Here is a 21,337-nt window from a genome sequence, read left to right as displayed (position 1 = left end):
AGTTCATCCCTGGGTCTTCTTGATGGCTTCGCGAAGCACCTGGCGGTCGTCGAAGGGACGCACCACCCCGGCGATGTCCTGCCCCTGCTCGTGGCCCTTGCCCGCGACCAGCACGGTGTCGCCGGGCTCGGCCCGGGCGACGGCGGCGGCGATCGCGGCGGCCCGGTCCTCGAAGACCTGCACCTCGCCGCGCTCGTGGGCGGGCACGGAGGCCGCGCCCTGGAGCATGGTGGCGAGGATCGCCAGCGGGTCCTCGGAGCGGGGGTTGTCGGAGGTCAGTACGGCGGTGTCGGCGAGCCGCGCGACGGCGGCACCCATGGGCTCCCGCTTGGTCGTGTCGCGGTCGCCACCGCAGCCGAGCACGACGTGCACCCGGCCCTCGGTGACCTTGCGCAGGGCGCGCAGCACCGATTCCACCGCGTCGGTCTTGTGGGCGTAGTCGACGACCGCGAGATAGGGCTGTCCGGCGTCCACGCGCTCCAGCCGGCCCGGCACGCCGGGTACGGCGGCGACGCCGTCGGCGGCGTTCTGCGGGTCGAGGCCGGCGACGGCGAGGGCGACGATCGCGGCGAGGGTGTTGGCGACGTTGAAGGGGCCCGGCAGCGGCGAGCGGGCGGTGATCCGCTCCTCCTTGGGACCGACCACGGTGAACGTCGAGTCCATGGGGCCGACCTCGACGTCCTCGGCCCGCCAGTCGGCGTCGGGGTGGCCCTCGGCGGAGTAGGTGACGACCGGGACGCCGGCCTCCTTGGCGAGGCGGCGGCCGTACTCGTCGTCCACGTTGACCACACCGAGCCTGCTGCGGGCGGGTGTGAACAGCTGCGCCTTGGCCTGGAAGTAGTCCTCCATCCCGGAGTGGAACTCCATGTGCTCCGGGCTGAGGTTGGTGAAGACGGCGATGTCGAAGACACAGCCGTCGACCCGCCCAAGGACCAGGGCGTGGCTGGAGACCTCCATGGCGACCGCGTCGGTGCCGCGCTCGCGCATGACGGCGAACAGCGCCTGAAGGTCGGTGGCCTCGGGCGTGGTGCGCTCGGATTTGATGCGCTCGTCGCCGATGCGCATCTCCACGGTGCCGATCAGACCGGTGCTCCGGACGGTTCTCAGGCCGCCCTCGACCAGATAGGCGGTGGTGGTCTTGCCGGAGGTGCCGGTGATGCCGATCTGGAGCAGATCGCGGCCCGGGTGGCCGTAGATGGTGGCGGCCAGCTCGCCCATGCGCGCGCGGGGGTCGTCCACCACCAGCGCCGGCAGTCCGGTCCGGGCGACGCGCTCGACGCCGGACGGGTCGGTCAGCACGGCGACCGCGCCGAGGCCGGCGGCCTGAGTGACGAAGTCGGCACCGTGGGCGCGGGCGCCGGGCAGAGCCGCGTACAGGTCTCCGGGGCGGACGGCGCGCGAGTCATGGGTGATGCCCGTGACCTCGGCGGTCCGGTCCGGCGCGGGGGTGCCCAGCTGACCGGCGAGTTCCGCCAGGGGTGTGGCGGAGACCTGAACCGGCCGGGGCGGTCCCGGATATGTCACGGGGTGGCCCTTCTGGGTGGATTGGGACTGATCAGCGTGTGGCACGGCGGTGAGCGTACCGGGCTCACCGGCGGGTGAGCCAAGCGAGGTGCCGGAGGAGCTGTGGTTCCCGGGATCGGGGGTGATCGTTGTCACGAGGTGGTTCCTGGTGGCTCGGTGCTCGGTACGGGTCAGGGCTTGAAGGTGACCGGGAGGTCGGCGGGGGCGGCGCCGGTGGGCGGCACCTGGAGTGTCTTCAGGGCGAACGCCATGACCTGCTGGTACACCGGGCCGCAGATCTGGCCGCCGAAGTAGCTGCCCTTGGTGGCGTTCTGGATGACGCAGTAGACGGTGATCCTGGGCTTGTCGGCGGGCGCGAACCCGGCGAAGGACGAGGTGTAGCCGTGGTACTTGCCGGTGGCCGGATCCACGCGGTTCGCCGTACCGGTCTTCCCCGCGACCCGGTAGCCCGGGATGCGCGCCTTGGTGCCGGTGCCCTCCTCGTCGTCCACGACCGACTCCAGCATCCGGGCGAGCGTCTTCGCCGTCTTCTCGCTGACGACCCGGGTCTCCTTGGGCTTCGGGGCCGGGGTGAAGCGTCCGTCGGGCCCCTTGGAGCCGCGGACGAGGGTGGGTTCGACGCGGACACCGCCGTTGGCGATGGTCGAGTAGACGGAGGCGGCCTGCATGGCGTTGATGGAGACGCCCTGGCCGAAAGGAATCGTGTACTGCTGCGAGGTCGACCAGGTGTCGGGCGGGGCGAGGATGCCCTTGGTCTCGCCGGGGAAGCCCAGTCCGGTGTGGCTGCCGATGCCGAACTTGCGCAGGTAGTCGTAGAGGACCCGGTTGGCCTCGGCCTGCGTCTTCCCGAGCTGGCCGGTGGCGAGGATGGTGCCGATGTTGCTGGACTTGGCGAGCACGCCGTTGAGCGTGAGGTACCACGTCGGGTGGTCGATGTCGTCCTTGAAGAGCCGGTCGCCGCGGTGCAGCCGGTTGGGTACGACCACATGGGTCCCCGGGGTGGCGACGTTCTCCTCGAGTACGGCGGCCATGGAGAGGACCTTTGCCGTGGAGCCGGGTTCGAAGGCGTCCTGGACGGCCGCGTTGCCGAGTGCCTTGGGATCGGCCTCGGAGAGGTTGTTGGGGTCGAACCCGGGCGCGTTGGCCATCGCGAGGACCTCGCCGGTGCGGGTGTCCTGGACGATGACGTAGCCTCGGTCGGCCGCGGACTCCCTGACCTGCTTGCTGATGGCGTTCTGGGCGGCCCACTGGATGTCGCGGTGGATGGTGAGCTCGACGTCGCTGCCGGGCACGGCCGGGGTCTCGGTGGAGCCCGCGGTCGGGACGAGACGGCCGCCGGACTGGGCGTAACGGATCTTGCCGTCCTCGCCGGCCAGCCGCTTGTCCAGCTGGAGCTCCACGCCGCCGGCGCCCTTGCCCGCGGCGTCGACCCAGCCCAGTATCCCGGCGGCGAGTTCGTTGTTGGGGTACACCCGCTTGCTGGTGGGCACGGAGAAGACGCCGGCCAGAACGTTGGCGGTGGAGTCGTCGGTCTCCGCCTTCTTCGCGAGGGCGGCCTTCAGGTCCTTGATCTGCTTCCAGACCTGCGGGGTCTGGCGGCCGGCCAGCTTGACGTAGCGCAGTGCCCTGTTCTCCGGACGGAGCTTTGCGACCAGGTCGTCCTGGTCCTCGCCGAGGATCGGCGCGAGGAGGGCGGCGGCCTGTTCCGGGCCGTCGGCGATCTCCAGCTCGTCCTGGGTGAACATCGTGGGGTCGGCGGTGATGTCGTAGGCGTCCTCGCTGGTCGCGAGGGCGACGCCGTTGCGGTCGGTGATCTCCCCGCGTTCGGCGGCCAGCACCTGGCCGACGTAGCGGTTCCGCTCGGCCTTGCCGGCGTAGGTGCTCGCGCCGACGGCCTGCACCTGGAACAGGCGCACCACGAAGGCGAGCAGGACCAGGGTCATGGCGACGCCGATCAGGCGCAGCCGGGGGCGGTGGCTGGCCAGGCGGATGACCCCGGGGGCCGGAGGGCGGGGTCCGGCGGGCCGGCGGGCCGGGCGGGCACCGGGGCCCGGGCGCCGGGCGGGCCTGGCCGGTCCGGGCACCCGGCGGCGGGGCGGTTCCCTGTCGGACACTTCCGTCACCTGCCGGGGGTCGATGAGGTCGGGGTGGGACGAGGGTTCGGCGCCGAGGCGGCCGGCGGGACCGTCGCGGCGGCCAGGGCCTCGGGGCGGGGTCCGGCGGGCCGGCGGGCCGGGCGGGCACCGGGGCCCGGGCGCCGGGCGGGCCTGGCGGGTCCGGGCATCCGGCGGTGGGGCGGTTCCCTGTCGGACACTTCCGTCACCTGCCGGGGGTCGATGAGGTCGGGGTGGGACGCGGGCTCGACGCCGAGGCGGACGGCGGGACCGTCGCGGCGGCCAGGGCCTCAGGGGCGAGGACCAGGGGGGCGCGGGCGGCGGAGGCGGCGCTGGGCACGCCCTTGACCTTGCCGTCGGGGCCGAGGAAGGCGGGGTGGCCGCCGGGCACCATGCCGAGTTCACGGGCGCGGCGCTGGAGGGCGTCGGGCGCGGAGTAGGCGTCGATGTCCCGTTGCAGGGACTGTTCCTCGTCGGTGAGGTTCTTGGTCTCCCGCTCGAGGTCGTCCAGCTGGAAGGCGCCCTCGCTGAGCGCGGAGTTCAGCACGAGGAGGCCGATCAGACCGCCGCCGAGGAGCAGGACGACGAGGAGGACGAAGGGGGTGCGGGCCGCCTGGGCGGGTCCGGTGGGCAGGAGCCGCGCGAGCCGGGCCGCCCTCCCCCTCAGCTGCGGCCGCCCCTTCAGTTCGGGTTTCCTACTCACTCACGCTCCCCTGAGTTCGCTTGTCCCGCCCGTACGCCGCCCGGCCCGGCACCCGCCTCATGCGCGGCCGGTGCCTCACCGTCCGGGCCTCACCGTCCGCACCTCACTCGACGTCTTCCCGGATCCGTTCGGCGCCGCGCAGCCGCGCGGGAGCCGCGCGGCGGTTCTCCGCGATCTCCTCCTCGGTGGGAAGTTCGGCACCGCGCGTCAGCAGCTTGAGCCGGGGCTGGTACCGCTCGGGGACGACCGGCAGCCCGGGCGGGGCGGTGGTGGCGGCGCCCGCCGCGAACACCTGCTTGACGAAGCGGTCCTCCAGGGAGTGGTACGACAGCACGGCGATCCGTCCGCCCACGGCGAGGGACTTCACGGCCGCCGGGATCGCCCGCTCCAGCACCGACAGCTCGCCGTTGACCTCGATCCGCAGGGCCTGGAAGGTGCGCTTGGCGGGGTTGCCGCCGGTGCGCTTGGCGGCCTGGGGCAGGGCGTCGCGGATCAGCTCGACCAGGCGCGCGCTGTTGGTGAAGGGCTCCTTCTCGCGCTCGCGCACCACGGCGGCCACGATCCGCTTGGCCTGCTTCTCCTCGCCGTAGGCGCGCAGGATGCGGACGAGTTCGCCGGGCGGGTAGGTGTTGAGGACGTCGGCCGCGCTGACGCCGGTCGTCTGGTCCATGCGCATGTCCAGGGGGGCGTCCTGGGCGTAGGCGAAACCGCGGTCGGCCTCGTCGAGTTGCATGGAGGACACGCCGAGGTCGAACAGGACGCCCTCCACGCGTGGGATGCCGAGCCGGGCGAGCACGTCGGGGAGCTCGTCGTAGACGGCGTGCACCAGGGTGGCCCGCTCGCCGAAGGGGGCCAGCCGCTCGCCGGACAGGCGCAGGGCCTCCTTGTCGCGGTCCAGGGCGACGAGCCGTGCCTCGGGGAACCGCCGGAGCAGGGCCTCGCTGTGGCCGCCGAGGCCGAGGGTGCAGTCGACGACCACCGATCCCGGCCGCTCCAGGGCGGGCGCCAGCAGATCCAGGCACCGCTGGAGCATCACCGGGACGTGTCGACTCTGGCTCAAGTGGCCCTCTCAGGTCCGGCGGCCGTCACGCACCGCCGGGTCCCCGCCCTCCGGTGAAGGGGCGGCCGGCGCCGGAGGCGTCGGCCGAGCGGCGGCGGGAGAAGGCCGAGCCGTACGTACGCGCCGCGCACGCGGGGAGATCCCCTGGTCATTGCCGGGGTCTCCGGGAGAAATCAGTGCAGCAGGCAGTCTCGCCTCCCGCTTCGCGTCACTTTAGTCCACGGCCCTGCCCGGTCAATCAACCGGCCTGCGCGTCGCGGCCCCCGCCGCGAGTCAAGGGATATACGGGTGGAATCCCCCTTACGAGCCCCTTAGGGGTGGTCACACCACTCCTGTGGATTGCCTCACAACAACGATCACTGGCGTTCTTTGTCCCGTCTCACGACGGGCCTGTAGCCCTCACGGCCATTACCGTCATGAGTATGACGACTTCCGCCTCGGTTCCCGCAGCCTCCACGAACGCCGCCGCCTCCTCCAACACGGTCACCGACCGTCTGGTCGAGGCCAACGAGCAGTACGCGGCCGCCTTCACCGACCCCGGGATGGACGCCCGCCCCGTACTGAACGTGGCCGTGGTGGCCTGCATGGACGCACGACTGGACCTGCACGCCGCGCTGGGCCTCGCGCTCGGCGACTGCCACACCATCCGCAACGCGGGCGGCGTCGTCACCGACGACGTGATCCGCTCGCTGACCATCAGCCAGCGGGCACTCGGCACCCGCAGCATCGTCCTCATCCACCACACGAACTGCGGCCTGGAGTCCCTCACGGAGGAGTTCCGGCACGAACTGGAGATGGAGGTGGGCCAGCGTCCCGCCTGGGCCGTGGAGGCCTTCCGGGACGTCGACCAGGACGTGCGCCAGTCGATGCAGCGGGTGCGCACCTCGCCGTTCCTGCTGCACACCGACGACGTGCGTGGATTCGTCTTCGACGTGAAGTCGGGCCTGCTGCGCGAGGTCGACCCGGCGTGACCCGGCCGCCCGCCCCGGGGACGATCTGAGTTCCGGAGCCGTTTCCGGTCGTAAGACCCGACATACCGCTGTCAGTTGTCCACAGGCGAGTGACACGAATCGGTAACGGCAGCAAGAATGCGGGAGAGGTGCCACGCGGAACTTTTCCCGCGTGGTGTCCGTGATTCGGGGTGGGCCGGTCCGCACAGCAGCGTCGGCCCGGGACATTTGGGGTTCCCCGCTCCTTCGTGGAGCGTGGGGAAAGGCCGAGGAGGGCCGGGTGACGACCTATGACGATCGAGCGAGCCTCACTGATCTGACCGCCGTCGTGGAGCGCGTGCGGGATTCGGTGGAAGGCGTGATCGAGGGAAAGCCCGAGGTCGTACGGCTCTCGCTGACCGTACTGCTCGCCGAGGGACATCTGCTCATCGAGGATGTCCCGGGAGTCGGCAAGACGATGCTGGCCAAGGCACTGGCGCGGTCGATCGACTGTTCGGTTCGGCGGATCCAGTTCACGCCGGACCTGCTGCCCTCGGACATCACCGGTGTGTCCATCTGGGACCAGCAGCACCGTGACTTCGAGTTCAAGCCGGGTGCCATCTTCGCGCAGGTGGTGATCGGCGACGAGATCAACCGCGCGTCACCGAAGACGCAGTCCGCGCTGCTGGAGTCGATGGAGGAGCGCCAGGTCACCATCGACGGCAAGACCTACGAGCTGCCCAGCCCGTTCATGGTCGTGGCGACGCAGAACCCGGTCGAGATGGAGGGCACCTATCCGCTGCCGGAGGCCCAGCGCGACCGCTTCATGGCCCGCGTCTCGGTCGGCTACCCGAGCGCGGAGGCCGAGCTGCAGATGCTGGACGTGCACGGCGGCGTCTCCCCTCTGGAGAGCCTCCAGCCGGTGGCGCACGCGCACGAGATACTGAAGCTGATCGAGGCGGTGCGCGACGTGTACGTGGCCGACCCGATCCGCCGGTACGCGGTGGACCTGGTCGCCGCCACCCGCACGCATCCCGATCTCAGACTCGGCGCCTCGCCGCGCGCGACGCTGCATCTGCTGCGCGCGGCGAAGGCGTCGGCGGCCCTCGGCGGCCGGGACTACGCGCTGCCGGACGATGTGCAGGCACTCGCCGTCGCCGTACTCGCCCACCGGCTGCTGCCCACCGCCCAGGCCCAGCTCAACCGCCGCACCGCCGAGCAAGTGGTGCAGGAGATCCTCCAGCGCACCGCGGTGCCCGCGGACACCCCGCAGCGGGCCGGCCTCGGCCGCGGCGGTCCGGGCTACGGCCAGCAGCCGCCCCGGAGTCTGTGATGACCACCGCCGGCGCCGTCCACACGGACGGCGACACGGGCGACCGGAGCGGGGTCAGGACCGCTCTGGCGGGGCTCACCACCCGCGGGCGCTCCTTCCTGGCCGCCGGCGTGGCCGCCGCGATCTGCGCGTATGTGCTCGGACAGAGCGATCTGCTGCGGGTCGGGCTGCTGCTGGCGGTGCTGCCGCTGGTGTGCGCGGCCGTGCTGTACCGCACCCGCTACCGGGTCGCCGGCAGCCGCCGGCTCTCCCCCGGGCGGGTGCCGGCCGGCTCCGAGGCGCGGGTCCATCTGCGGATGGACAACGTCTCGCGGCTGCCGACCGGCCTGCTGATGCTCCAGGACCGGGTGCCCTACGTGCTCGGCCCGCGCCCCCGGTTCGTGCTGGACCGGGTGGAGGCGGGGGGCCGCCGCGAGGTGTCCTACCGGGTCCGCTCCGACCTGCGCGGCCGCTATCCGCTGGGCCCGCTCCAGCTGCGGCTGTCCGACCCGTTCGGCATGTGCGAGCTGACCCGGTCCTTCTCCACGTACGACACGCTCACGGTGATCCCGCGCGTGGAGCCGCTTCCCCCGGTACGGCTGAGCGGCGAGGCGAAGGGGTACGGCGACGGGCGGCAGCGTGCGCTGGCACTGGCCGGCGAGGACGACGTGATCCCGCGCGGCTACCGCTACGGCGACGACCTGCGCCGGGTGCACTGGCGTTCCACCGCGCGCTACGGCGAGCTGATGGTGCGCCGCGAGGAGCAGCCGCAGCGCGCCCGGTGCACGGTGCTCCTGGACACCCGGGCCGTCGCCTACGAGGGCGCGGGACCGGACTCGGCGTTCGAGTGGGCGGTGTCCGGTGCGGCCTCCGTGCTGGTGCACATGCTGGAGCGGGGCTTCTCGGTGCGGCTGCTGACCGACACCGGCACGTCGGTGCCGGGCGAGGGGTCCGGCGGCTTCGCGGGGGTGAACCAGGAGTCGGCGGACGCGGCGGGGCTGATGATGGACACCCTCGCGGTGGTGGACCACTCCGACGAGGACGGTCTGTCGCGCGCCTACGACGTGCTGCGCGGCGGGAACGAGGGGCTGCTGGTGGCCTTCCTCGGCGACCTCGACGAGGAGCAGGCCGCGGTGCTGGCCCGGATGCGGCAGCGCAGCGGAGGCGCCCTGGCCTTCCTGCTGAACAGTGAGACATGGCTGCGGGAACCGGCCGACGCGTCGGGTCCGTTGGACACGGGCGAGGGGCGGCTGCGGATGCTGCGCGAGGCGGGCTGGACGGCCCTGGGCGTGCCGCGGGGTGCCTCGCTGAACGAGCTGTGGCGGCAGGCGGACCGGGAGCGGTCGGGCCTGGCCGTGGCGAGCGGTGGGGAGGGACCGTGATCAGCGGGCGGGCGAGGCTGACCATCTGTGCCTGGGCGGCGACGCTCATGGCGTCGTGTGCCCTGCTGCCGCTGGTCGAGCCGTCGACCTGGCTCGTCCAGTCGGCCTTTCTGCTGGCCGTGCAGTCCGGTGTGGGCGCGGCCACCCGCAGGGTGCCGCTGGCGCGTCCGGTGACGGTGGCCGCGCAGGTCCTGGTGACGCTGCTGCTGCTGACCCTGGCGTTCGCGCGGGAGCACGCCCTCGCGGGGCTGATACCCGGCCCGGACACCTTCCGCTATTTCGCCGAGCTCCTGGAGCACGGCGGCGACGACGTCAGCCGGTTCTCGATCCCGGCACCGCTGTCCGACGGCATCCGGCTGATGCTGATCGGCGGGGTTCTGATCGTCGGACTGCTGGTGGACACCCTCGCGGTGACCTTCCGCAGCGCGGCCCCGGCCGGGCTGCCGCTGCTCGCCCTGTACTCCGTGGCCGCGGGACTGTCCGACAACGGCATCGACTGGCTGTGGTTCCTGCTGGCGGCGGCCGGCTATCTGATGCTGCTGCTGGCCGAGGGCCGCGACCGGCTCTCCCAGTGGGGGCGGGTGTTCGCCGGGCCGGGCCGCTCGCCCCGCGACGACCGGCCGGGCGCCGTCGCGCCCGTGCGCACCGGACGGCGGATCGGTGTGCTCGCGCTGGGCATCGCCCTGGTGGCGCCGCTCGGTCTGCCCGCCATGAACGGCGGCCTGCTGGGCCCCACCGGCTCGGGTGTCGGCACGGGCGGCGGCGGGGGCGGCACCATCTCCGCGGTGAACCCGCTGGTGTCGCTGCGCGACTCGCTGAACGTGGAGGACGACCGCCAGGTGTTGTCGGTGCGCACCGAGATGGCGGACACCTCGGACCTGTATCTGCGGATAGTGTCCCTGGACGCCTTCGACGGCACCACATGGAAGCCGTCCAAGCGGTCCATCGCCGCGGTGCCGGACGGCGCCTTCCCCACCCCGCCGGGCCTCGGCCCCGACATAGGGCGCACGGAGGTCGGCACGTCGATCTCCGTGGCCGACTGGTACGGGCAGACCTGGCTTCCGATGCCGTATCCGCCGAGCGGGGTCAGCATCCGGGGCGACTGGCGCTACGAACCGGTCGGCATGACGCTGGTGGGCGATCACGGCCAGAACACGCGCGGTGTGACGTACCAGGTGCGCAGCCTGAACGTCCAGCCGACGGCGGAGCAGCTGGCCGGGGCGCCGAAGCCGCCGCCGGCCCTGGAGCGCGAGTACACCCAGCTGCCGGACTCGCTGCCGGCCGTGGTGGCCCGAACCGCCCGTGAGGTCACCGAGGGCGCGGACAACGCCTACGACCAGGCGGTGGCGCTCCAGGAGTACTTCACGCTGAACGACGATTTCGAGTACGACACCGAGGTGGACGTCGGCAGCGGCCCGGAGGCGATCGCCCGCTTCCTGCGGGACAAGCAGGGCTTCTGTGTGCACTACTCCTTCGCGATGGCGTCCATGGCCCGTTCGCTGGGCATACCGGCGCGGGTCGCGGTGGGCTTCGCGCCCGGCACCCCACAGGCGGACGGCACCATCGCGGTCGGGCTGCGGGACGCGCACGCCTGGCCGGAGCTGTACTTCGAGGGCATCGGCTGGACCCGCTTCGAGCCGACCCCGACGCGTGGCTCCACGCCGCCGTACACGGTGCCGGACCCGGCGGACAACACGGCGCCCGATCCGGCCCGGCCGTCCCAGGCGGAGCCCGAGGAGCCGTCCACGGCGCCCTCGGAGAGCGAGAGCTGCACGGCGGAGCGCAGGAAGCTGGACGGGTGCGGGAGCGAGTCGCCGCAGGCGGCCCTGCCCACCGGTGGTGACGGGCCGAAGTGGTACGCCATGCTGCTGTGGGCGCTGGCCGGTGTCGCCGTCCTGCTGGTGCCGCTGTCGCCGATGCTGTGGCGGCTGCGGACCCGGGCGGTGCGGCTGGGCGGGCACGGCAGGTCGGAGGCGGACGCGGTGCCGCACATCCTCGCCGTGTGGGAGGAGCTGATCGACTCGGCGTGGGACCACGGCATCGTGCCGGACGAGTCACTGACCCCACGCAAAGCGGCCGCCCGGATCGTGCGGCTCGGCGGTCTCGACGAGAGCGGGGCGGCATCGGTCCACCGGGTCGCGGACGCGGTGGAACAGGTCCTGTACGCACCCCGACCGCGCCCGGCGGCAGGTCTGGCGGACGATGTACGCCGGGTGCTCACGGCCCTGCGGGCGACAGCGGGACGGCGCGAGCGGCTGCGCGCACTGATCGCTCCCCGCTCGGCGGCACGGCTGGGCTGGACCATATCGTCATGGTGGCCCAACCTCCGCACCCGCCTCCTCCCACCCCGCCCACCCTGGCGCCGCCCCTCCCACCACGAGACCTGACCCTCGACGCAGCCCCGCGCCACCGCTGCCGCTCCCGCGGCCCCTGCCCGCAGCGGCGGTGGGTGGGGCGCTGCCCGCAGCTGCGCAGGGGCAGGGTGTGAACATGGTTCAGGGGGTGACCACCGAGCGGGTGGTCACCCCCTGAACCATGTCTTCGTGGGGCGGGGGGCGGGATCTAGCGGCCGCCGCCCTGCTCGTCGCGGCGCCGCTGCCAACGCTCCTCGATGCGCTCCATCATGGAGCGACGCTGTCTCGCCTGACGCCCCGCCTGCTGGGTACCTGTCGCACCGGCGACCTGCTCACCCGGCTTGGGTGCCTTGCGCCAGCCGGTCACGGCGAGCACCGCGCAGCCCAGCATCACAAGGAATCCCACGACACTGAGCCAGACCTGCTGGGCGACCATACCGGCCATGAGGAGCGCAATACCCACGAGGAAGCCCGCGACCGCCTGGTAGACCCGTCGCCGGGTGTACGTACGCAGTCCGCTTCCCTCGAGCGCCGTCGCGAACTTGGGATCTTCGGCGTACAGCGCTCGCTCCATTTGCTCGAGCATGCGCTGCTCGTGCTCCGAGAGCGGCACGGAGTCCTCCTCATCGTGCAGTCGCCGGGGCGACCCGGGGGGTCCCTTCAGGATAGGCAGGGAATCGCCCCCGTGAAACCCGCCCCTCTACGCCAATTGGCCAACCGGTACCAGCCACCACGTCCCGGCCCACTGAGGCTTCTCATTCCCCGGCGGCCGACCCGTCATGCCGGGCGGTCTCCCTCGATCATACGGCGACTGGCCGCCATTCGGGGGGCCTGTGGCGGACTCCATGGGCGGCACCCCCGCCGCACGCACCGCTGATCAGCGGGCGCGTCACAGCGTTCGCTCAGGCCCCGGAGGTCCCCTGCGTCTCACCGAGCACATGGAGCTGGGTCGCCACGGAGTGGAAGGCGGCCAGCTCGGCCGCGGCGGCCTCCAGTCTCAGCAGGGCGTCCAGGGCCCCGGGCTCGGTGTCCACGAGGACGCCGGGGACGAGATCGGAGAAGATCCGGACGCCGTGCACGGCGGCGATCCGCAGGCCCGCGCCCTCCACGAGTCCGGTGAGCTGCTCGGCCGTGAAGCGGCGCGGCACGGGGTCTCCCGCGCCCCATCGGCCGTTCGGGTCCTCCAGCGCCCGCTGCGCCTCGGTGAAGTGACCGGCGAGGGCGCGGGCGAGCACGGCGCCGCCGAGGCCCGCGGCGAGCAGGCTGAGGACGCCCTCGGGGCGCAGGGCCGCCACCGCGTTGCGGACGCCCTCGGCCGGGTCGTCGACGTACTCCAGGACGCCGTGGCACAGCACGACGTCGTAGCCGCCGCGCTCGGCCACGTCGAAGAGGCCGTGGGCATCGCCCTGGACGCCCTTGACCCGGTCGGCGACGCCGTCCTCGGCGGCGCGGCGCTCCAGGGCGAACAGGGCGTTGGGGCTGGGGTCGACGACGGTCACGCGGTGGCCGAGGCGGGCGAGCGGCACCGCGAACTTGCCGCTGCCGCCACCGGTGTCGAGGACGTCCAGCGCCTGTCGTCCTGTTGCCTTGACCCGGCGTTCCAGGGCGTCCTGGAGGACCTCCCGGACCACGGCGGTACGGAGAGCGGCGCGGGGTCGCATCGGGTCCGACACGGTAGTGACTCCTCGGCGGGGCACCGCCTGGTGTGGGTGGCGGGGCGGTTGGGCTTCAGGTGCTGTCCACCCTATGGCCTGCCGTGCGGGCGCCGGTCACCTGGCCGTCCCCGAGGGGGATTCAGCCCGCGTCCGGCAGATTGCCGGGGTCCTCGGGGCCGGTGCGGGGCGGGGGGAGGATCGGCTGGAGGACCAGCATGCGTTCCACCAGGCGGAGGAACATGGCCACGTCCCGTATCAGGTCGTCGGCGTCGCGGGCGCTCGCGGCGCCCTGGATGCCGGCCTCGGCACGGGCGCGGCGCCCGGCCCCCGAGGCGAACAGGGCGCTCCATTCGGTGAGCTCGGGCGCGATCTCGGGGAGCACTTCCCAGGCGCTCCGGATCCTGGCCCGGCTGCGGGGCGAGGTCTCGGGCCTGCCGCGTGCGGCCAGCACGGCCGCGGCGGTGCGCAGGGCGGCGAGGTGGGCCGTCGCATAGCGCTCGTTCGATGTCTCGAGGACGGTGGCCTCGTCGAGTCCGGCACGGGCCTGGGCGAGCAGGTCGAGGGCGGCGGGCGGGGCCGCGGCGCGGCGCAGCACGGGGTGGATGTCGCTCGCCGGGCCGTTCAGTGAGGGGGCAGGGCCGGATGCGCGGCGCCGACGGGCGGCGGCTGCGGACGAGTTGGCCATGACGAACCTCCTGTCGTCTTCGTGACGGCACGCCCCGAGACGGGGTGCCGTATGGACACATCGTGAGGTATGCCACTGACAATCCGTTCTGACCTGCGCTTTTGCTTCGACCGACAGTTCGAGCTAGTTTTTGCACTGACCAGTCAGTTCAAAAGATGGGGGATTCATGGGGGGCTTGGTGGACGGTCCGTCCGGACTTGCCGTAAGGGCCTCGGACTTCGGACTCGAGGGACCACGCGGCTGGGTGTTCCGCGGGATCTCCGCCGACGCGGGGCCCGGCTCGCTGATCGCGGTGGAGGGGCCGTCCGGTTCGGGCCGCACCTGTCTGCTGCTCGCGCTCACCGGGCGGATGCGGCCCACGGAGGGGCTGGCCGCCGTCGGCGGGCTCGAACTGCCCAGGCGCATGGCCGCCGTACGCCGCCGCAGCGCCCTCGCGCACGTCACCGGCGTGACCGACCTCGAGCCGGCGCTGACCGTCGGGGAGCACCTGCGCGAACAGGCGCTGCTGCAACGGCGCTTCGGCGGCCGCCCGTTCTTCCCGCACGCCCTGCTGCGGCCGCGCGGAGAGCGCACCCGTGAGGAGAAGCGGCGGATCGACGACGCGCTGACCACCGCCGGACTCGACCTCGCGACCCTGCCCAAGGGCCCGCGGACGGCCGTACGGGACCTGGAGCGGCTGGAGGCGCTGCGGCTGTCGCTGGCGCTGGCGCTGCTGGGCCGCCCCGGACTGCTCGGTGTGGACGACACCGATCTGAAGCTCTCCCCCGCCGAACGGGACGAGATCTGGGCCCTGCTGAGGTCCGTCACCGAAACCGGCACCACGGTGCTGGCCGTGTGCAGTGAGGCACCGCGCGACGCGGTGACCGTCCGCACCGGAGCCGCCCGGCACGACGAGGAGAAGGAGGCGGCAGCCGATGCGCTCGCCGAAACTGGCCGCTCTTGAGCTCCGGCGCTTCGGCCGGGGCACGCTGCCCCGCGCGGCGCTGGTCGCCCTGCTGGTGCTGCCGCTGCTGTACGGCGCCCTGTACCTGTGGTCGTTCTGGGATCCGTACGGCCGTCTGGACCGGATCCCGGTGGCGCTCGTGAACGACGACGAGGGGGCGACTGCCGACGGCGAACGCATCACCGCGGGCGACGACATCGCCGACGGGCTGCGCGACAGCGGCACCTTCGACTGGCGGGAGGTGAGCGCCGAGGAGGCCCGGCGGGGCGTCGAGGACGGCACCTACTACCTGTCACTGACGATGCCGGCCGACTTCAGCCGCCGTATCGCCTCCAGTTCGGGGGACTCCCCCGAGACCGGCGCGCTGCAGGTGCGGACGAACGACGCCAACAACTACATCGTCGGGCAGATCTCCCGCACGGTCTTCGGCGAGGTGCGCGAGGCGGCGTCCACGAAGACGTCGCGTTCCTTCCTGGACCGGATCTTCGTCTCGTTCTCCGACCTCCACGGCGAGACCGTGAAGGCGGCGAAGGGCGCCGACAAGCTGAACGGCGGCATCGGAAAGGCGGAGAAGGGCTCCAAGGACCTCTCCGACGGCCTCGCGGACGCCAGCAAGGGCAGCGGAAAGCTGTCCAGGGGCGTCAAGGACCTCCACAAGGGCGCCGGCGACCTGGAGGACGGTTCCCGGAAGGTCGCGGAGGGGACGCGGAGGCTCGCCGAGAAGGTGAACGCGCTCGACACCGAAGCGGGCCCCTTCCTCAAGGACAACGAGAAGGCCATCGGCAACACCGCGCGGTTCGTCGCCGACTCGGCCGGCGCTCTGCGCGACGACCTCGACGCGCTGAAGGAAGAAGCACCGGCCGCCGCGAAGGACGCCCGAGCGGCGTCCGCCACCGTCGACGGCGTCCACACGGCGCGCTGCGAGGACGCCGCCGTGCCCGACGCCGCCTGCGCGGACCTGAAGAAGGCCAAGGACGCGGTGGCCGCGGCGGCGTCCGTCGCCGACGATGTCAGTGGCCTGGTCACCGGCCACCGCGAGGACCTGAAGAAGCTCGACGGGCGGCTCGCCACCCTGGAGAAGCAGGCCCGGACGCTCGCCGGCCGCGCTCCGCACCTCTCCGAGGACCTCGAGGACGCCGTGACCCGGATCAACAAGCTGAACACCGGCGCCGGCAAGGTCGCCGCGGGCGCGAAGAAGCTGAACAAGGGGCTCGGCACCGCGGAGACGGGCGCCCGGGACCTCGACAAGGGCGTCGGCGAGCTGAAGACGGGCGCGGACGATCTCAAGGGCGGCCTGTACAAGCTCGTCGGCGGCTCCGGGGAGCTCGCCGGCGGCCTGCACGACGGCGCCGAGAAGATCCCCGACTACGACAAGCGGGACCGCGACGTGCGCACGGAGGTGATGGCCGACCCGGTGCGGCTGGTCTCGGACGATCTGCACAAGGCGCCCAACTACGGGACCGGCTTCGCCCCGTACTTCATCCCGCTGTCGCTGTGGGTGGGCGCGATGGTGGCGTACATGCTGATCGCGCCGATGAACCGGCGTGCCCTCGCGGCGGGCGCCTCCGCCTGGCGGATCGCGCTGGCGGGCTGGCTGCCCGTGGTGGCGATCGGGGTGCTGCAGACGCTGGCGCTGATGTCGGTGCTGCACTGGGGGCTCGGGCTGCAGATGGCCCGGGCGGCCGGGACGGTGGGCTTCCTGTTCCTGGTGGCGGCGTGCTTCGCGGCGCTGGTGCAGTGGCTGAACGCGCGCTTCGGGGCGGCCGGACGGATCCTCGTTCTCGCGCTGCTGATGCTCCAGCTGACCTCCGCGGGCGGCACGTACCCCGTTCAGACCAGCCCGGCGTTCTTCAACGCGCTGCATCCGTTTCTGCCGATGACCCATGTCGTCGAGGCGCTGCGGCGGCTCATCACGGGCGGCGGCCTTGGACCGGTGTGGGCGGCCTGCGCCGTCCTGGCGGCGTTCACCGCGGGTGCCGTCGCACTGACCGCGCTGACGGCCCGCCGCCAACAGGTGTGGACACCGGCCCGGCTGCACCCGGAGCTGAGCCTGTGAACGGGCACGCCGGGGCTCCTGTGAGAATCAGGGCCATGGACAGCAGCAGCACCACGCCGGGCGGCAGTGCCCGCCGCGAGGCCACCCGGCAGAAGCTCTACGAGGCGGCCGTCACCCTCATCGCCGAGCAGGGCTTCTCGGCCACCACCGTGGACGAGATCGCCGAACGCGCGGGAGTCGCGAAGGGCACGGTCTACTACAACTTCGCGAGCAAGTCGGTCCTCTTCGAGGAGCTGCTGCGGCACGGGGTCGGTCTGCTGACCGCCTCGCTGCGGGACGCGGCCGAGACGACGGCCGCCAGGGGCGGCAGCAGGGTCGACGCCCTGGACGCGATGATCCGCGCGGGGCTGGTCTTCATCGACCGGTACCCGGCCTTCACCCAGCTGTACGTGGCCGAGCTGTGGCGCACCAACCGGGCCTGGCAGTCCACGCTGATGGTGGTGCGCCAGCAGGCCGTGGCAGTGGTCGAGGAGGTACTGCGCGAGGGCGTGGCGAACGGCGAGTTCAGCGAGGAGATCGACATCCCGCTGACGGCCGCCGCGCTGGTGGGCATGGTGCTGGTGGCCGCGCTGGACTGGAAGTCCTTCCAGCCGGAGCGGTCGCTGGACGAGGTGCACGCGGCGCTGTCCCGGCTGCTGCAGGGGCGGGTCAGCGGCCGCCCCTGACCCGCTCGGCACACGAAAGCGCCGGCCCGCGGTGGCCGCGTCTCCGCGAACCACCGGCCGGACCGGCGCCTTCCTTGCTCCCCCGTACGTCCCCCCGGTGGGCCCCCGTTGCGGTCGTCCCCCCGGATTCCCCCGTGCCTCGCTCCCGCCGACGGCGCCGGCGGAAGGAGCGGATCGCGGGCCCGCCGCCGTTCCGGCGCCCCGTGTCGCCGGTTCCGGAGACGTGCCCCTCTCCGTGGTCTCCACTCTGTCGTTCCCGGGGGCCGGCCCCCATCCGCGCGGGTACTCAACTGGGCGATTAGGTACGGGTACTCACTCCTGTGCCCCCGCGCCCACGCCGGCCTGTCGCCGGCTGGTCACCCGGGCGGGGGCGCGGGTACTCGGGCACGCAGTGTCAGTGGCGGCGGATAAAGTCCCTGACATGGCACGGATTGCGGTGATCGGCGCCGGGATGGGCGCGATGGCGGCCGCCGCCCGGCTGGCCGTCGCGGGCCACCGGGTGGTGGTGCACGAGCGGACGGAGACATACGGCGGCGCCCTGCGCCTGATGGCGCGGGAGGGGTTCTCCTTCGACACCGGGCCGGGGCTGCTCCCGCTGCCAGCGGTGTACCGCGATCTGTTCCTGAAGACGGGCAAGGAGCCGCTGGAGGCGTGCGTCGAGCTCGTCCAGGTGGATCCGTCGTCGCACCACGTGTTCGCGGACGGTACGCGCGTGTCGCTGCCCAATGCCTCCCGCGCGGGCGTCGTCTCCGCTCTGGAGGAGAGCCTCGGCCCGGCCGCCGCCCGGCGCTGGGGCGACTTCCTGGTGCGGGCCCGGGAGGCCTGGGACCGTGCGCGCCGGCCGCTGCTGGAGGAGCCGCTGTGGCCCAACTGGCAGGTGCTGGCCGAGCGTGAGCCGTATCCGGCGGTCCCGCACAAGAGGCTGCTGCGCACGCGCACGGCGAGCACGCTGGCCGAGGTGGGGGCGTGGGAGCTGCGCGATCCCCGGCTGACCGCCCTCCTGGAGAGTTACGCGCTCGCGCAGGGGCTCGATCCCCGCGCGACCCCGGCGAGCGCGGCCGTGCTGCCCTACATGGAGCACGCGTTCGGCACCTGGTATGTGCGGGGCGGCATGCGGAAGTTGGCGCGGGCGGTGTACGAGCGGTGTCTGGCCCGCCGGGTGGAGTTCCGCTTCGGCACGGAGGTCACCGGGGTGCTGGAGAAGGACGGCAGGGCGGCGGGGCTGGAGCTCGCCGACGGCACGGTGGCGGAGGCGGACCTGGTGGTGGCCGGGGTGGCTCCCGAGGTGCTGGACCGGCTGGCCCGGGGGACGCGGGTGCGCGGTGACGGCGAGGTTCCCGGCCGGCGCGGGCCGGCGAGCCGGGTGACGGTGCTGCTGGCGCTGCGCGGCGGGCGCCCGGAGGGCACACCGCACCGCACGGTGGTGCACACGCTGGACCGCGAGGCGGAACTGGAGGCGCTGGCCGGCGCGCCGGGCGGACTGCCCGCGCACCCCACGGTGACGGTCCTCAGGCCGGACGATCCCGCACTGGTCCCGGACGCCGGCCACGAGGTGGCGACGGTGACGGCGGTGGTGCCGGTGGGCGCCGGGGGCGCTGTGGGTGCCCACGCCGAGAAGCTGATCAGCGCGGCCGGGCGGGCGATACCGGGTCTGCGCGACCGGCTGTTGTGGCACGCGGTGCGCACCCCGGACGACATCGCCGGGGAGACGGGCGCGGAGGGCGGTGCCGTGCCGGTGCCGGCGCTGGCCGCCGCGGGCGGGCGGCTGCTCCAGCCGTCCAACAGCACCCGGCTGCCGGGGCTGTTCACGGTCGGCGGCTGGTCCCATCCGGGCGGCGGGCTGCCGCACGCCGGGATGTCGGGGGCGCTGGTCGCCGGGCTGATCGTGGAGGGGCCGGAGTTCCGCGGGTCGCAGTGAGCGCCCGTCAGAAACGGTACTGCTCGTCGTACCCGGTGCCGCCGTTGCCGTGGGTCTGTCCGTCGCCCTGGTACGGGTACTGCTGCTGCTCCGGCGGGAGTTCACCGCCGTACGGGTCGTCGGTGCTGCGCTGCTGGGGGACCCACAGGCCGCCGCCGGGGGTCTCGCCGCCGTAGCCCGTGGCGTACGGGTCCTGGCTGTAGCCCTGCTGGCCGTACTGCTGCTGGTCGGTGTACCCGGTGTCGTACGACGTGCCGCCGCCGTACGTCGTGTTGCCGATGTACGGGTCGGAGTAGGCGGCGTACTGCTGGCCCGTGGTGTCGTAGCCCTGCTGCTGGCCGTAGCCGGAATAGTCGTAGGCGTAGGCCTGGTCGGCGCCCTGGGCGGCCGCCGCGTACTGGTCCTGGGACGGGGCCGCATAGCCCTGGTCGCCGTAGTTGCCGTAGACGCCGTAGGAGCCGGTGTCGTCGGGCATGGGCTGTGGCTCGTAGACGGACGTGGTCGCGTCGGCCGTCGGCCGGGCGGGGGCGAACACGTCATCGCGTTCGTAGTCGTCGTCCTGGCCGTAGGGGGCGCGGCCCGGGCCCTCGCCCTCGTCGCCGTAGCCGCCGCGGGAGGTCTCCAGGTCCGAGACCTCCAGGGTGGGTTCCTGGCGCTCGGGGTCGTCGCGGCGGCCCTTGGCGCCGGCCAGCCGCGGCGCGTTGACCGCCCAGCCCGCCTGGAAGCCGCGGCGGAACGACAGCGTGACATAGGTCTGACCGACGGCGAAGGCCGCGGCGCCGAGACCGATGACGATCACGGAGGGGATCAGCACACCGAGCACGACACCGAGGAAGCCGGCGAAGGCGAGCAGCCGCCAGCGCAGGCGTGCCTTGTACTGCAGCAGCACCTCGCCGAGCAACCACAGCGCGACGATGCCGAACGCGATGTAGAGGACCGTCCAGCCCATGTACGCCCCTCTCCCAGTGGTCGCTACGCAGTGTGTCGTATATCCGTGCGACCGGTCTAGGCCCGCGGTGGGTGGTGCAGGCCCAGGTTCTCGTAGATTTCCAGCGTCGCCGTGGAGCTGTTCAGCGTGATGAAGTGCAGTCCCGGCACTCCCTCGGCCAGCAACCGCGCGCAGAACTCCGTGGCGAAGTCGATACCAATGGAGCGTACCGCCGCCGGATCGTCCTTCGCTGTGAGGATCCGCTCTTTGAGGGCGTCGGGGAAGGAGGCATTACTGAGCTTTGGCAACCGTTCCAGCATCTTCACGCTGGTCACCGGCATGACCTCGGGAATCACGGGCGTTTCGCAGCCCGCCGCGTGGACTCGGTCACGCAGCCGCAGATACGACTCGGGCTGGAAGAACATCTGGGTGATCGCGTAGTCGGCGCCGGCCCGGCACTTGTCGACGAAGTGGGCGACGTCGGTGTCCCAGTCCGCCGAGCGCGGGTGCATCTCCGGGAACGCGGCGACGCCGACGCAGAAGTCGCCCGACTCCTTGATGAGCCGGACGAGTTCGGCGGCATAGGTCAGGCCCTGCGGGTGCGGCACCCAGTCGCCCATGGGGTCGCCGGGCGGGTCGCCGCGCACGGCGAGCATGTTGCGGATCCCGACGTCGGCGTACTGGCCGATGATGTTGCGCAGCTCGGCGATGGAGTGGTCGACGGCCGTGAGGTGGGCGACCGGGGTGAGGGTGGTGTCGGCGGCGATCTGCTCGGTCGCCTTGACCGTACCGGCGCGGGTGGAACCGCCCGCGCCGTAGGTGACGGAGACGAAACTGGGGGCGACGGCCTCGACCCTGCGGAGCGCGTTCCAGAGGTTGCGCTCACCCTTCTCCGTCTTGGGGGCCCAGAACTCGAACGAGTACGTCGTCTGTCCGGCGGCGAGCATGTCGCGCACGGTGCGGGCGCGATCAGTCCTGGTGGATGCGGTTCCGAGGGCCATACCGGCAGGTTAGCCAGGGGGCGGCGGTACCCCAACCAAAAGCGGGAGTTTTGTCTGATTTGCCGACTTGCTGTCCATAGTGTGGACGAACGTGAGACGGTGGGACGT

Annotated in this window: 17 protein-coding genes; 8 read left to right on the top strand and 9 right to left on the bottom strand. The window is 72.6% G+C overall.

Annotated elements, in window-relative coordinates; genetic code table 11:
- Positions 1 to 3: 3 nt before the first annotated feature.
- The 4 genes from AB0L56_RS22595 to rsmH form a co-directional block, all read right to left on the bottom strand.
- The gene (locus AB0L56_RS22595) at positions 4 to 1,524 is read right to left on the bottom strand and encodes a UDP-N-acetylmuramoyl-L-alanyl-D-glutamate--2,6-diaminopimelate ligase (protein ID WP_365425710.1); all 1,521 of its coding nucleotides are present in this window, start codon (positions 1,522 to 1,524) and stop codon (positions 4 to 6) included.
- Positions 1,525 to 1,694: 170 nt separating this feature from the next.
- Entirely contained in the window at positions 1,695 to 3,638 is a 1,944-nt protein-coding gene (locus AB0L56_RS22590) for a penicillin-binding protein 2 (RefSeq protein WP_365425708.1), read from the bottom strand.
- Positions 3,639 to 3,843: 205 nt separating this feature from the next.
- Complete coding sequence (locus tag AB0L56_RS22585; protein WP_365425706.1) at positions 3,844 to 4,341, bottom strand: hypothetical protein; 498 nt, start codon at positions 4,339 to 4,341, stop codon at positions 3,844 to 3,846.
- 103 nt (positions 4,342 to 4,444) lie between these two features.
- Entirely contained in the window at positions 4,445 to 5,401 is a 957-nt protein-coding gene (gene rsmH, locus AB0L56_RS22580) for a 16S rRNA (cytosine(1402)-N(4))-methyltransferase RsmH (protein ID WP_365425704.1), read from the bottom strand.
- A gap of 422 nt (positions 5,402 to 5,823) precedes the next feature.
- Between rsmH and AB0L56_RS22575 the strand changes: the two genes are divergently transcribed.
- The 4 genes from AB0L56_RS22575 to AB0L56_RS22560 all read left to right on the top strand — a co-directional run bounded on the left by AB0L56_RS22575 (position 5,824) and on the right by AB0L56_RS22560 (position 11,411).
- Positions 5,824 to 6,372, top strand: a complete 549-nt coding sequence (locus AB0L56_RS22575) for a carbonic anhydrase (RefSeq protein WP_361029858.1) — start codon at positions 5,824 to 5,826, stop codon at positions 6,370 to 6,372.
- 259 nt (positions 6,373 to 6,631) lie between these two features.
- Entirely contained in the window at positions 6,632 to 7,663 is a 1,032-nt protein-coding gene (locus AB0L56_RS22570; RefSeq protein WP_365425701.1) for a MoxR family ATPase, read from the top strand.
- A complete protein-coding gene (locus AB0L56_RS22565) occupies positions 7,663 to 9,024 on the top strand; it encodes a DUF58 domain-containing protein (RefSeq protein ID WP_365425699.1) in 1,362 nt (453 codons plus the stop codon). Before AB0L56_RS22570 ends, AB0L56_RS22565 begins: the two co-directional genes overlap by 1 nt.
- A gap of 47 nt (positions 9,025 to 9,071) precedes the next feature.
- Positions 9,072 to 11,411, top strand: coding sequence for a transglutaminaseTgpA domain-containing protein (locus AB0L56_RS22560; RefSeq protein ID WP_365425759.1), 2,340 nt, complete (start codon positions 9,072 to 9,074; stop codon positions 11,409 to 11,411).
- A gap of 175 nt (positions 11,412 to 11,586) precedes the next feature.
- Here the strand turns inward: AB0L56_RS22560 and AB0L56_RS22555 are convergent, their stop codons facing one another.
- From AB0L56_RS22555 to AB0L56_RS22545, 3 genes are all read right to left on the bottom strand, one after another.
- Complete coding sequence (locus AB0L56_RS22555; protein ID WP_361029849.1) at positions 11,587 to 11,991, bottom strand: DUF3040 domain-containing protein; 405 nt, start codon at positions 11,989 to 11,991, stop codon at positions 11,587 to 11,589.
- A 289-nt stretch (positions 11,992 to 12,280) separates the two neighbouring features.
- A complete protein-coding gene (locus AB0L56_RS22550) occupies positions 12,281 to 13,051 on the bottom strand; it encodes a methyltransferase (RefSeq protein ID WP_361029846.1) in 771 nt (256 codons plus the stop codon).
- A 121-nt stretch (positions 13,052 to 13,172) separates the two neighbouring features.
- A complete protein-coding gene (locus tag AB0L56_RS22545; protein WP_361029843.1) occupies positions 13,173 to 13,718 on the bottom strand; it encodes an SAV_6107 family HEPN domain-containing protein in 546 nt (181 codons plus the stop codon).
- Between the two features lie 166 nt (positions 13,719 to 13,884).
- On the opposite strand from AB0L56_RS22545, the gene AB0L56_RS22540 reads away from it, so the two are divergent.
- From AB0L56_RS22540 to AB0L56_RS22525, 4 genes are all read left to right on the top strand, one after another.
- Positions 13,885 to 14,661 carry an ATP-binding cassette domain-containing protein gene (locus tag AB0L56_RS22540; RefSeq protein ID WP_365425697.1) on the top strand — a complete coding sequence of 259 codons (777 nt, stop codon included), beginning with the start codon at positions 13,885 to 13,887 and terminating at the stop codon, positions 14,659 to 14,661.
- Positions 14,633 to 16,717: a YhgE/Pip domain-containing protein gene (locus AB0L56_RS22535; protein ID WP_365425695.1), complete on the top strand. Its 2,085-nt coding sequence runs from the start codon at positions 14,633 to 14,635 to the stop codon at positions 16,715 to 16,717. Before AB0L56_RS22540 ends, AB0L56_RS22535 begins: the two co-directional genes overlap by 29 nt.
- Before the next feature lie 35 nt (positions 16,718 to 16,752).
- Positions 16,753 to 17,382 carry a TetR/AcrR family transcriptional regulator gene (locus tag AB0L56_RS22530; protein WP_365425693.1) on the top strand — a complete coding sequence of 210 codons (630 nt, stop codon included), beginning with the start codon at positions 16,753 to 16,755 and terminating at the stop codon, positions 17,380 to 17,382.
- A 421-nt stretch (positions 17,383 to 17,803) separates the two neighbouring features.
- On the top strand, positions 17,804 to 19,300 hold the full coding sequence (locus AB0L56_RS22525; RefSeq protein WP_365425691.1) for an NAD(P)/FAD-dependent oxidoreductase: 1,497 nt from the start codon (positions 17,804 to 17,806) through the stop codon (positions 19,298 to 19,300).
- A 7-nt stretch (positions 19,301 to 19,307) separates the two neighbouring features.
- Here the strand turns inward: AB0L56_RS22525 and AB0L56_RS22520 are convergent, their stop codons facing one another.
- On the bottom strand, positions 19,308 to 20,249 hold the full coding sequence (locus tag AB0L56_RS22520; RefSeq protein WP_365425689.1) for a hypothetical protein: 942 nt from the start codon (positions 20,247 to 20,249) through the stop codon (positions 19,308 to 19,310).
- A gap of 56 nt (positions 20,250 to 20,305) precedes the next feature.
- Positions 20,306 to 21,229: a methylenetetrahydrofolate reductase [NAD(P)H] gene (gene metF / locus AB0L56_RS22515; RefSeq protein ID WP_365425687.1), complete on the bottom strand. Its 924-nt coding sequence runs from the start codon at positions 21,227 to 21,229 to the stop codon at positions 20,306 to 20,308.
- Between the last annotated feature and the right edge of the window lie 108 nt (positions 21,230 to 21,337).

Source organism: Streptomyces sp. NPDC052079 (assembly GCF_040680275.1).
In the GTDB taxonomy this organism is placed as follows: domain Bacteria; phylum Actinomycetota; class Actinomycetes; order Streptomycetales; family Streptomycetaceae; genus Streptomyces.
Note: the sequence above shows the minus strand (reverse complement) of the source record. Positions and strands in the feature narration are given on the sequence as shown.